This is a genomic window from Acidimicrobiales bacterium (genome assembly GCA_036273495.1).
Lineage (GTDB): Bacteria > Actinomycetota > Acidimicrobiia > Acidimicrobiales > JAJPHE01 > DASSEU01.
Window position 1 is genome coordinate 1 of the sequence record DASUHN010000272.1, and the last position, 11490, is coordinate 11490.

Sequence of the window (11490 nt, forward strand, 5' to 3'; positions counted from 1 at the left end):
GGGAGGCTCTCGGCACCCTGCCGGACAACCGGACTCCCACCCGGGCCGACTGGGCCCGGCTCTCGGAGTCGTGGCGGGCGGACCTCGAAGACCGGATCCGCCGGCTCCAGGACCTGCGCGACGAGCTCGACAGCTGCATCGGCTGTGGCTGCCTCTCGATCGACCGGTGCCGGCTGTACAACCCGGACGACGTCCGCGGCAACGAGGGCCCCGGCGCCCGCAAGCTGGTCTGACCAGCCAAACGAGGTCCGGGCGTCTCCGCGGAGACGCGGGGCGACGTGCCCGCCAACCGTCAGCCGGTCGTGGGCACGACCTCGAACTCGAAATCGGTGGCGCGGAACGTGACGGTGAAGTAGCGGAAGAAGGACAACTGGCCGAGGAGCCCCCAGACGTAGGGCCATGGGTCGCAGAAGGCCACCGGCGCCTCCCACGTGTGACCTGCGGCACTGAGCGAGACCGGCAAGAGGGCCGCCTCGGTGACTGACCCGGCCACCTGGAGGGTGCGGGCCTCGGCGGGTGCCAGGTCGAGGGCGGCAGCTTCGGCAATCCAGCGGGGTAGCAGCGTGTTGAGGGACCCACTGTCGACGAGACAGGGGAAGACAGCCTCGTCGAGGTCGGCGACGGTGACGTCCAGGAGGGTTCGGGGCCAGTCCCCGGCGTCCTCGGGCAGCTCCGTGTAGGGGACGATCACGGGGCGGACAGCGACGACCCCGCCTCGGCCGGCGTGGCCGGGACGCGCCACACCCTGGCCCGCAGGTTGTGGCGGCGGAGCCAGGCGAGGACGGCCTGGGGTGATTCGGCGTCGAACAGGATCTCACCGGGAACCTGGGCGACCCAGCGGCCCATGTAGGGGCCGAGCAGCGCCGCCTCGGCGCCTCCCTTCGGGCCCGGGGCAGCCGGCTCCGGCGTGACCGAGGCCGAAGAGCGTCTGTAGACGCCGAATCCGAGACGCCGGAGCACGGCTCGAGCCTGGTGGGTGGTGAAGTCGGCCCGGTCTAGGCCGGTCACGGCACCCATGACCTGCTTGACGGGGTAGCGCCGGCCGGCGACGACCGCGTAGTGGTCCCGGATGGGCTCGGGGTCGACGCGGACCAGGCGCTCCTCGACCTCGCTTGGCGTCAGGTCGAAGTCGATCCCCGCTATCCGCGCTGCGACCACCGCACCTCTCCTCTCTGATCTGTACTTATTACAGTGTACCCGCGACCGAGCAACCGTTGAGGCCTGTAGTTACAACTCTGGCATTTGTCACACCCCCGTCTTACAGTCGAACCCGTGGCGGAGAGCCGGCCCTGGAGAGCGGTCGATCCGGACCTGTTCCGGTTCACGACGACCGACCTCGCGCCGCTCCACGTGGCGGTGATGGCGGCCTTCGAGCAGTCGGCGGTGCTGGCGCCGGCCATGAACCTCGACCAGGTCCGGGCCGCCCTGGCCCGGGCGGGGTGGGACGAGCCCACGGACGACGCCGTCCTGCACCAGACCCTCAAGGCGCTGACCCGGTGGCGCCTGCTCGAGGCCACCCAGGACCACTCGGCCCGGTACGCCACCCCGGAGGAGTTCGAGCGGAAGAACCTGCAGTGGTCCCTCACGCCTCGGGGGGAGGCGGCGGTCGGCGGCCTGCTCCACGCCGTCGAGGCCCTCCGCCACGCCGTCGGGCTGCAGACGGCGGTGCTCGACGCCATCGGGGACGACCTCGGCGTGCTCGCTGAGCTGGCCACCCGGCCCCGCTCGGCTGAGGTGGACGCCCGGATCCACATCCAGCTGGCCCAGATCGAACGGCACCTCACGGCCCTGGTCAACGGCGTCCGCCAGTTCAACGGGCACCTCCAGCGCCTGCTGCGGGAGGACGGCACGGATGACGAGGTCTTCGCCGATGTGAAACGCCGCACGGTGACCTACCTGGAGGAGTACGTGACCGGGGTCGAGCGCCCCCAGCGGCGCCTGGCCTCGGCCATCGAGCGGGTCGAGTCCCTCGGACTGGCGACGGTGTTCGACCGCGCCCTGAGCGGGGCCAACCTCGCGCCCGTTGCCGACGATGATCCCGCGCCGGCGTGGCTGGCGGACCGCGAGAAGCGCTGGCAGGCGCTGCGGGCGTGGTTCGTGCCGGAGGGAGCTTCGCCCGCACAGGTTGTGGGACTGCTCGTAATCGCCCGCACCGCCATCGTGGAGCTGCTGCGGGTCCTCGAGCGGCGTTGGGACAGCCGGCGGCGGTCTGCCTCGATAGCCCATGACTTCCGGGCCTTGGCGCGGTGGTTCGCGGCGGCTCCGGGGGAGCGGGAGGCCCACCGGCTGTTCGCGGCGGCATTCGGATTGTGGCCGGCGCGCCATGCCCACCTGCCTGCGACCGACGGGCAGGCCCGGGCGCCGACGAGCTCGTGGACGGAGACCGAGCCCGTCGAGGTGGCGCCGGCGTTGCGGACCACCGGGAGCCTGTCGAACCGGGGCCGGACCAGTCCGGTGGCCGACCCGCGCCAGGTCCGGGCGGCGCGGCAGCGGGCCCAGGCCGAGGCGCTGGCCGCCCACGACGCGGTGCAGGAGGCACTCACGACCGAAGGGATGGCGCGGCTCTCGAGCTTCGGCCGGCTGCCGGCAGCGGAGTTCGCCGAGCTGCTGATCCTGCTGGCCGCCGGCCTCGAGGCGCCGGTCGGCACGGACGGGACGCGCCGGGCGCTGTCGGCGGACGGACGGGTCGAGGTGGTGCTGTCCGATCCGGGGGACGGCCGACGCGCTGCGCTGACCACCGACGAGGGCGTGCTGCAGGGCCCCGATCTGTTGGTGTCGATCCGACTGGTCGATGACGTCAGCTCCGCGGGCGGCGTGCAGCGCAGCTCGGCGGGCTGCGAAGAGACAGCGGCGGCCGAGATGGACGAGCTCGAGGCCGCCAGTGGCTGAGTCGCGACTCGATCAGGACCTAGCCCGGGAGCGGTCGGTGGCGGTGCGCAGGCTGCTGGCCGCGCCTCTGCTCGACGCTTCCGACGATCCTGACGCCTTCCGGCTCGTGGCGCGGCACGCCTCCTGGCTGACCGAGTACTTCGAGGAGACCTGTGGGTGGGCGCTGACGGTGGACGGGGCGGCGGGGTTCGCCCGGTTGGCCAAGCGCGCCGCGGTGTTGGATGACACCCGACCCCTCCGTCGCTCCCGCGGGGAGAAGGCTCCGTTCGACCGCCGCCGCTACCAACTCCTGTGTCTCGTATGTGCGGAGCTGGTGAGGCACCCGGTGACGACGGTCGGTCTCCTCGCCGCGGCAGTCGCCGGTGACGCTTCACTCGACACCAGCCGCCATGGGGAGCGGACGGCGTTCGTCGACGCCCTCAGGGCGCTGATCGGCTGGGGCGTGCTGGAGGCCACCGCCGGGGATGTCGACGCGTTCATGGACAGCGCGCAAGCCAACGCTCTGCTGACCGCCGACACGGCGCGGCTGCACCGGCTTCTGGTTAGTCCGGCCGCCCCGAGCTCCCTCCTGGCTGACTTGGACTGCGCCGGCGCCGTCGACCGCCTGCTCGACGAGCCGCGTTACGGCACCCGGGCCGAAGATGGGGAGGTCGACGAGAGCGACGAGTCCCGCAACCGCTGGGCCCGCCACCGACTGGGACGTCGGGTGCTCGACGATCCTGTCGTGCATACGGCGGAGCTCGAACCGGCGGAGGCCGCCTACCTGGCCAGCATCAGTGGGCGCCGATGGATCCGGGAGCGGATCGAGGAGGCCGGGTTCGAGCTGGAGGAGCGCTCGGACGGCCTGCTGGCCGTCGACCCGGATGGCATCGCAACCGACATGCAGTTCCCGGCGGCCATGGGGAACGCCCACCAACTGGCCCTCCTTCTCGTCGACCGCCTGGTCACCGAGGGTCCCGATGGCGAACGGGTGCTGGGCCGGCTGACGCCGGGGCAGCTGAAGCAGGAGGTGGATGCGGTCCTGGCCCGCTTCCCCGCCTGGGCGCGCGGCCAACGGGACGAGGGCGGTCCCGAACGGCTGGCCCGCGATGCGGCCGACCTGCTGGCCGCCTTCGGCCTGGTCCGCCGCGAGGACGACGGCACGGTGTGCGCCGGTCCGGCACTGGCACGCTACCGGGCCGGGGAACCGATCGTGCACCGCGCCGCCTCGTTGTTCGACGACGGCACGGCGGAGGAGCCGGCGCTGGAAGGAGCAGGCCCATGACCGACACCCTCACCGTGGTACCGGAGCCGGAGATCGTCTCTCCTTCCGCGCCGCGCTGGCAGCCCACCCGCGCCGGCCTGATCTCGGTGTGGCGGTACTGGGAGGAGACCTTCACCTTCCACCGCGGCCGCCTGCTGCTGCGCGGGCCGAACGGCGCCGGTAAGTCGATGGCCCTGGAGCTGCTGCTCCCGTTCCTCCTGGAGGCCGACTCCTCCCCGGACAGGCTCAGCTCGGCGTCGAAGTCTCGGGGCACCCTCTTCGACCGGGTGATGACCGGCTCGGACGAGTCGAGCCGAACCGGGTTCGCGTGGGTGGAGTTCTCACGGGGGGACGAGGTCTTCACGGTCGGAGCGCGCATCAGGGGGTCGCAGGCCACCCGGCGGGCCGACCCCGACTTCTTCACAACCACGCTGGCCGTGGGACGGGACCTGCACCTGCTCGACGACAACCGAGCCGCCCTCTCCCGCCGAGCGCTGGTCGAGGCCATCGGCTCCACCGGTCGCGTCCACAACTCGGCCGAGGAGCACCGGACCGCGGTCAGGGAGGTCCTCTTCCCCGACTTCACGGCCGACCGTTACAAGTCAGTCGTCGGAGCTCTCCGCGCCCTCCGCAAGGAGAAGCTCTCGCAGAATCTGGATCTGGAGAAGCTGTCGGGCGTCCTGTCCGAGGCCCTGCCCCCGATCGACGACCACGACATCGCCGCCGTGGCCGAGGGCTTCGAGCGCCTCGACCGCCGGAGGGCGGAGCTGGCTGCCCTCGAGTCGGACCTGGCCAACGTGCGCCTGCTGGCCGCCCGCCAGCGCGACTACGCCCGGGCCGTGGTGGTGGGAGCGGCCGCAGCCGTGCGTTCCGCCGAGACCCGGCGCGACGACGTCACCCGGGAGGAGCGCCGGGCCAGGGAGGAGCTGGATGTGGCCCGGGAGAAGGCGGATGCCGCCGGAGCGGAACGCGCGGCCATCGCGGCGCGCGAAGTGGAACTCGGTGTCGAGATCGACGCCCTCAAGGACTCCGATGCCTACAAGCGGGGCGCGGCGCTGGCGGACCTGCGGAGGCAGGCGGAGCGGTTCGCGGAGGTTGCCGAGCGGGACACGCGACTGGCGGAGACACGCTCAGCTGAGCACGCCACCGCGGTGGAGGAGCTCGAGGAGGCCCGGTCGCTCCTGGTGACGGCGTCGGCCAACCAGGAGCTGGCCGAGCGGGAGGTCCGGTGGGCCGCCCAGGGTGCCGGCGCCGACGACGTCGTTTCCGAAGCGCTGTCGGTTGGCGAGCCAGACGACGCCGAGCGCCTGGTTCAGGCATGGGTTGACGCCCGGCGGGCGCGAATCGAGGAGGTGCGCGCCGCCCTCGCCCGCCACGAACGCGCCGTGGTGGAGCGGTCGGTGCACGAGGAGCGGGTGGCTGACGACGAGGGCACCGTGCAGGAGCGCCGGGCGGTACATGACTCGGCGGTGTCGGACCGTGCGGTCGCGGTGTCCGCCTACCGGTTGGCGGTCGAGGACTGGGCCCGCAGCTGCGAGACCATCGGGGCGGAGCGGGTGGCAGCGGCCCTGCCCCAGGCCCCCGAGGTGCCCGGCGAGGTCAGACACGCCGTGGCGGCGTTGACCTCGGAGCTGCAGACCGAGAACGCCCTGGCCAGACGCGAGCTCGAGGCGGAACGCGAGGGCCTGGAGGTCGAGCGGAACGGGTTGTCGGCCGAGCGGGCCCGCTGGGCCGAGCAGCGGCTCCCGGAGCCGGAGGCCCCGGTGTGGCGCAGCGACCGGACATCACTGGCGGGCGCCCCGCTGTGGGCGCTCGTCGATCCCAGGCCGGGAACGCCGGACAGCGAGGTGGACCGCCTCGAGGCGGCGCTGGCCGGCACCGGGCTCCTCGACGCCTGGGTGCAGCCCGACGGAAGCGTGGATCTCGGGCCCGAGCGCGCCGACGTGGTGCTGACCGCCCGCCCGGCTGGCGCGGAAACGCTGGGTTCGCTGGTGGTGCCGTGTGCTCATGAGGGGGTGGAGGACTCCGCGGCGTCCGGATCGGGCGTGCCCACTGCGGTCGTGGCCGAGGTGCTCGCGTCGATCCCGCTGGTCGACACGGCGCTGCCCGTTCCGGCGGGCGCGGACGGCGCCGGTCCCGAGGTGGCCGTTGGCCGCGACGGCACCTACCGCGTGGGGGCGGCAGTCGGGAGGGGCGCCATGCGTCCTGCCTGCCTCCTCGGCGCGCCGGCCCGCGAGCGCCACCGCTTGGCTCGGCTGGAAGAGCTCGACACAGCCATCGCGGCCGTCGACGCCCGGCTGGCGGACGTCGTCCACAGGCGCGTCACTCTGGACGGCCGGCGGTCGGCGGTGACCGCCGAGCTGTCGGCCCTACCGGATCCTGCTCCGGTCAACGAGGCCGAGGAGGCGGTGTCGGTGGCCGCCACCCGCCTGGCCGAGGCCGTGTCCCGCCTCGACGCCGCCCGGTCGGCCCTGCGGGACGCCGAGGAGAGGGTCCGCAACGCCCTGCGGGAGCTCACAGTCCTGGCGGCCCGCCATGCTCTCCCGACCGACGCCGAGGGCCTGGCGGCGGTGGACGCCGCGCTGTCGGCCGCGGCCGGGGCCGTCGTTGCCTGGGGCCGGCGCCGGCGGGAGCTGCTCAGAGCCGAGCGCGACGAGGTGAAGGCCGGGGGCGCGGCCAACCGGGCGGAGGATGCGGCTCAGCTCGCGGCCCGCGCCGCAGCGGCGTCCCGGCAGGAGGCCGACGAGCTGGCCGGCCGGGTGGCGGCGCTGGAGTCGTCGGTCGGGGTGGACTTCGGAGAGCTCCTGGCCCGGATCACACGCTTGGACCAGGACAGGGGCGCGGCCCGAGGTCGGGAGAGGGAGTTGGGCCAGCTGATCCCCGCATTGGAACGGAAGGTCGGGGAGCTGGAGAGCACTGTGAAGACGGCGGCCGACGAGCGGGGGCGCGCCGAGGACCAGCGCGAGGTGGCACACCGTCGGCTGGTGTCGGCGCTCGACGACCTGGGCACCGACGCCGATATCCAACCCGAGGGCAGGTTGGAGACCGGTTCGGCGGTGCTGGGCTTCGCCCGTTCGGTGGCGGTCGAGCACCAGGACACCAACAGCGATCCCGCCACAATCGAGCGCCTCTCCGAGCGGGTCAGGGAGCGGGTGCACCAGGCCCAGGCGGCTCTCGGCGCCCGCGTGGACGTCGACCGGCACTACGTCGACGATGGCCAGTGGTGGGTTCTGCGCACGACCGTCCGTGGGATGCGACTCACGGCCGGGGACCTGACCACGGCACTGGCCGGCGAGCTGGAGCAGGGCAGGGCGGAGCTGGCCGCCGAGGAGGAGCAGCTCTTCGAGCAGACCCTGGCCGGGAGCGTCCGCCGGGCCCTGGCCGACCGCATCCGTCAGGCGAACGATCTGGTCGACGCCATCAACGCCCAACTGGGATCGGTGCGGACCCAGGCCGGCGGGGTGCAGGTCCGGCTCCGCTGGGATGTCGATCCCGAGCAGCTCGACGCCGTCAAGGCGGCTCGATCGCTGCTCCTGCGCGATCCCGCCGACCTCTCGGACGCCGAGCGCGATTCCCTGCAGGCGTTCGTGCGGGCCCGCGTCGACCAGGCCCGCATGGAGCTGGAAGCCAACGCGCCGTGGGAGGCCCGTCTCCGCGAGACGCTCGACTACCGGTCGTGGCACCGCTTCACCCTGCAGGTGGGACACCGGGACTGGGAGGGCTTCCAGCCCGCCACGCTCAAGAGGTTGCAGAGACTCTCCACGGGGGAGCGCTCGATTGCGCTCCACCTGCCGATGATCGCTTCGGTCGCCGCCCACTACACGGGCCCGGACGGCCGGCCGTCGCAGTGCCCGCGGTTGATCCTGCTGGACGAGCTGTTTGCCGGAGTGGACAGCGCCAACCGGGCCCAGCTGTTCGGCACGTTCACCGCATGGGACCTCGACGCCGTCCTCACCAGCGACAGCGAGTGGTGCAAGTACGCCACGCTGGACGGCATCGCCATCCACCACCTGCACCCGCCGACGGGTACGGAGCCGGTGACCTCGACCCGCTTCACATGGGACGGCCGGGTGCAGAGAGTCGATCCCGACGCGGCCTGACGGTCCCGGCGGCGTGACCGAGGGAGCGGCTGTTCGTCTGGGCCGGGCCGATCTCGGCCCCATCGTCGACGAGCTGGCCCGGCGCATGTCGGAGGGTCCGATGCCGGTGACGCTGGCGTTGAGCGGTCTTCCCGATTCGACGCGCCAGGCCCTGGCCGATCTCCTCGGATCGGACCGCCTCCCCGCGGCCCGACGGCGGCTCCCGGTTGAACGACTGCTCACCGCGCTCGGCATCGGTACCACCGACGAGCTGCGTACGGTGGTCGAGGGCCTGCGCGGTCCGCTTCCCGACCGGCGGGCCGCGCGATCGCAGGACCGTGCGGATCGTGATGCCCTCTGGACATGGCTGGCACAGCGAGCCGCCCATCTCCGACTCTCTTCCTCAGACCCCTCCCGCATGGCCGGTTGGGTCGAAGCCCAGCGGCTGCGAGGCGCACGAGGCGGGGTGACGGTGCACAGGCGCCGCCTTGAGCGCGCCCTGGCCGTTCTGGACTCATTACCCGGTGACGGAGTGCCACTGTCGTCCCTGGCAGCCGACTATGCCGACGGCCCCCACGCCCTGGACCACGGCACGCTCCTGGCCGCCATCGTGCTGGAGGGGATCGCGACCGCCGGCGGGTCGCCGCGACCTACCAACGCAGAGGAGACCAGGATGATGTGGGAGTCGGTCGGAGTGGCCCCCGACCCGCACTCCTCCACCGTCATCGCGCTGGGGCTCCCTGCCGACTCCACCACCCCCCTCGGTCACTGGATCGCCGAGGTCGCTGCCGTCTCGGAACCGGTGGTCCTCAGCCTGGCGCACCTGCGGCGCTGGCCGGTCCGGGCGCAGAGTCCCGAGAGTCCCGTCTTCGTCGTCGAGAACCCGGCCGTCGTGGCCGAGCTGGCGGGCGGGGGCAGCGGCCCTCCGGATCTGGGCCGGCCGGTCCTCGTCTGCAGCTCGGGCCGGCCGAACGTCGCGGTCGTCACTCTCCTGCGCCAGCTCTCGGCCGCCGGCGCGCCCGTCCTGCAGCATGCCGACTTCGATCCGGCCGGCGTGGCCATCACCGCGTGGTTGGCCGAGCGAGCAGGTGCCACGCCGTGGCGGATGGGGGCGCCCGACTACCTGTCGGGGCTGTCGGGGATGCGGGACCGGCCCCCCCTCAAGGCTGCGGTGCCGCCGACGCCGTGGGACCCGGCCCTCCAACAGGTCATGACGCAGCATGGAGTCGCTGTCTACGAGGAGGACGTGCGCTCTCAACTGCTGGCGTTCATTCGTGACTCAGTCGGCTGAAAGGCCGCTTCCATTCCGAAAATCGATCGCCATCGTGTCCGCTTGGCCCTAACGCCGGCCTTCTCACGGCGCAGGCTGTTGTCGATTCAGGCGAGGCGCTGTCCCTCACGGGGTTTCCCGTAACTCGAGGGTCTCCTCGGGCGACCCTTCCGGTGGTGCCCGGAATGCGGGGTTCAGCTCATGCCGTAGGGTGCGAGGGTGTCCGAGATGAACGACTTCAACACCAAGATCATCGACGAGTTCCGGGCCAACGCCGGCAAGGTGGGCGGCGGCTTCGACGGGGCGCCGATGATCCTCGTGCACCACAAGGGCGCCCGCACGGCCACCGAGCGGGTGAGCCCGCTCGTCTACCAGCCCGTAGGGGACAACTTCGCCATCTTCGCCAGCAAGGGCGGGGCCCCGACGGCCCCGGACTGGTACCGCAACGTGCTGGCCCATCCCGACATCGAGGTGGAGGTCGGCACCGACACCATTCCCGTGCGGGCGCGGGAGCTGAAGGGCCAGGAGCGGTCCCCGATCTGGGAGAAGCAGAAGAAGCTGATGCCCGGCTTCGCCGAGTACGAGGAGAAGACCAAGGGGATCCGCGAGATCCCGGTCGTCCTGCTCGAGAGGCGCTGACCGGCCGGCTCAGGCCAGCCAGCCCGTGACCGCCTCGATCAGCTCCCCCGCCAGCCACCAATGCTCGGGCCGGCCCGGGCGCCGGCGGGCCGGCTCGTAGGGCCGGACGATTCCCGCCTCGGCCAGCTCGACCAGAGCACGCCGCGCCGTGCGTTCGCTCACCTCCAGCTCCACCGCCACCACCGACGAGGAGACCACGGGGCGGGCAGGCAGCAGGTCGACCAGCCGCGGGGCCAGGGCGTCGCGGCGCAACCCGGACAGGCGGGCCTTCCAATCCTCGATGAGCCGGTCGAGGGAATCGAGCACGGTCGCAGTGGCCTCCGCCGACCGGCACACCACCCCGGCGAACCACCCCACCCACCGGTCGACCTGGCCGGCCCGGAAGTCGTAGAGCCCGGCCAGGTAGCCGCCGACGTCGCGGGAGATAAGCACGCTCACCGGCGGCGGGACCGGTGTGCCCGTGCGCCGCGACAACGTCCACGAGACGAGTAGCCGTCCCACCCGGCCGTTGCCGTCCCCGTAGGGGTGAATGGACTCGAACTGGGCGTGCAGCGCCGCCGCCTGGGTCACGGGGTCCGGCGCACCCAGATTGGCGGAGGCCACCAGGTCGTCCATCAGCCCGGGCACCAGCTCGGGTGGGGGCGGCACGAAGGCGGCGTCGAGCGGCGAGGTCCCCCCGACCCATCCCTGGGCCGAGCGGTACGCCCCGACCAGGGCGGGGTCGAGACCACTGCTCCGCATCAGGCGGCGGTGCCACTCGTGGAGGAGGTCGACGGACAGGTCGGAGGTGGCGGCGTCGGCCAGGGCCCGGCCGACGACGGCCAGGTTGTCCGCCACCCATGACGCCGTCTCGTCGGCCCCGGCGCCGTCGAGCTCGGCGGCCGCCAGCTCGGCCAGCGGCACCCGGAGCCCCTCGATGGTGGACGAGGCCAGGCCCTCGGCCCGGAGGAGGAGCCGGGCCACCGGCTCCCCGAGGGAGGGCAGCGTCCGGCTGGCGGCGCCGACCAGGGCCACCGCCTCCCCGGTCCGGCGGGCCGTGGCCGGGCTCAGGTCCAGCCGCCGGTTGGCCAGGGGGGCCGGCACCCACGCCCGGGCCCGGCGCCCCCGCCAGGTGATCGGCACCTCCTCCCCCGGTTCCCCGCCCCCGGACCCCGACCCGGGGTCCGCCGCCGAGGTGTCCGGATCCGGTACCATTACGGACAGATGTTACTACAAGTGTCCGTTACTCGCCCGGTATGGGGGCGGATCCTGGCCGTCCTGGCGATGGGCATCCTGGCCGCCGATCTCTACGGCGTGACGACGGTGTCCGGCGGCCAGACGGTGGCCGTCCGGACGACAACGGGGGCGCCGGTCCCCGCCGGGAGCACCCG

9 protein-coding genes are annotated in these 11490 nt (G+C 72.9%); 6 read left to right on the forward strand and 3 right to left on the reverse strand.

Translation table 11 applies throughout. From position 1 onward, the window contains the following. Positions 1-233 (forward strand): MerR family DNA-binding protein (locus tag VFW24_11670; protein ID HEX5267422.1); only part of this gene is annotated, 233 nt, incomplete at its 5' end. Between the two features lie 59 nt (positions 234-292). Here the strand turns inward: VFW24_11670 and VFW24_11675 are convergent. Beyond that, entirely contained in the window at positions 293-691 is a 399-nt protein-coding gene (locus tag VFW24_11675) for an aspartyl protease family protein (protein HEX5267423.1), read from the reverse strand. After that, positions 688-1158, reverse strand: coding sequence for a hypothetical protein (locus VFW24_11680; GenBank protein HEX5267424.1), 471 nt, complete (start codon positions 1156-1158; stop codon positions 688-690). The genes VFW24_11675 and VFW24_11680 overlap by 4 nt, the downstream gene beginning before the upstream one ends. A 114-nt stretch (positions 1159-1272) precedes the next feature. On the opposite strand from VFW24_11680, the gene VFW24_11685 reads away from it, so the two are divergent. From VFW24_11685 to VFW24_11705, 5 genes are all read left to right on the forward strand, one after another. Further along, positions 1273-2889, forward strand: coding sequence for a TIGR02677 family protein (locus tag VFW24_11685; protein HEX5267425.1), 1617 nt, complete (start codon positions 1273-1275; stop codon positions 2887-2889). Then, the gene (locus VFW24_11690) at positions 2882-4153 is read left to right on the forward strand and encodes a TIGR02678 family protein (GenBank protein ID HEX5267426.1); all 1272 of its coding nucleotides are present in this window, start codon (positions 2882-2884) and stop codon (positions 4151-4153) included. The genes VFW24_11685 and VFW24_11690 overlap by 8 nt, the downstream gene beginning before the upstream one ends. After that, entirely contained in the window at positions 4150-8232 is a 4083-nt protein-coding gene (locus tag VFW24_11695) for a TIGR02680 family protein (GenBank protein HEX5267427.1), read from the forward strand. The genes VFW24_11690 and VFW24_11695 overlap by 4 nt, the downstream gene beginning before the upstream one ends. A gap of 100 nt (positions 8233-8332) precedes the next feature. Next, positions 8333-9502: a TIGR02679 family protein gene (locus tag VFW24_11700; protein HEX5267428.1), complete on the forward strand. Its 1170-nt coding sequence runs from the start codon at positions 8333-8335 to the stop codon at positions 9500-9502. Between the two features lie 207 nt (positions 9503-9709). After that, on the forward strand, positions 9710-10120 hold the full coding sequence (locus VFW24_11705) for a nitroreductase/quinone reductase family protein (GenBank protein HEX5267429.1): 411 nt from the start codon (positions 9710-9712) through the stop codon (positions 10118-10120). A 9-nt stretch (positions 10121-10129) separates the two neighbouring features. Here VFW24_11705 and VFW24_11710 read toward each other — a convergent pair whose 3' ends face one another. Continuing rightward, positions 10130-11314 carry a Fic family protein gene (locus tag VFW24_11710; GenBank protein HEX5267430.1) on the reverse strand — a complete coding sequence of 395 codons (1185 nt, stop codon included), beginning with the start codon at positions 11312-11314 and terminating at the stop codon, positions 10130-10132. Positions 11315-11490: the final 176 nt, after the last annotated feature.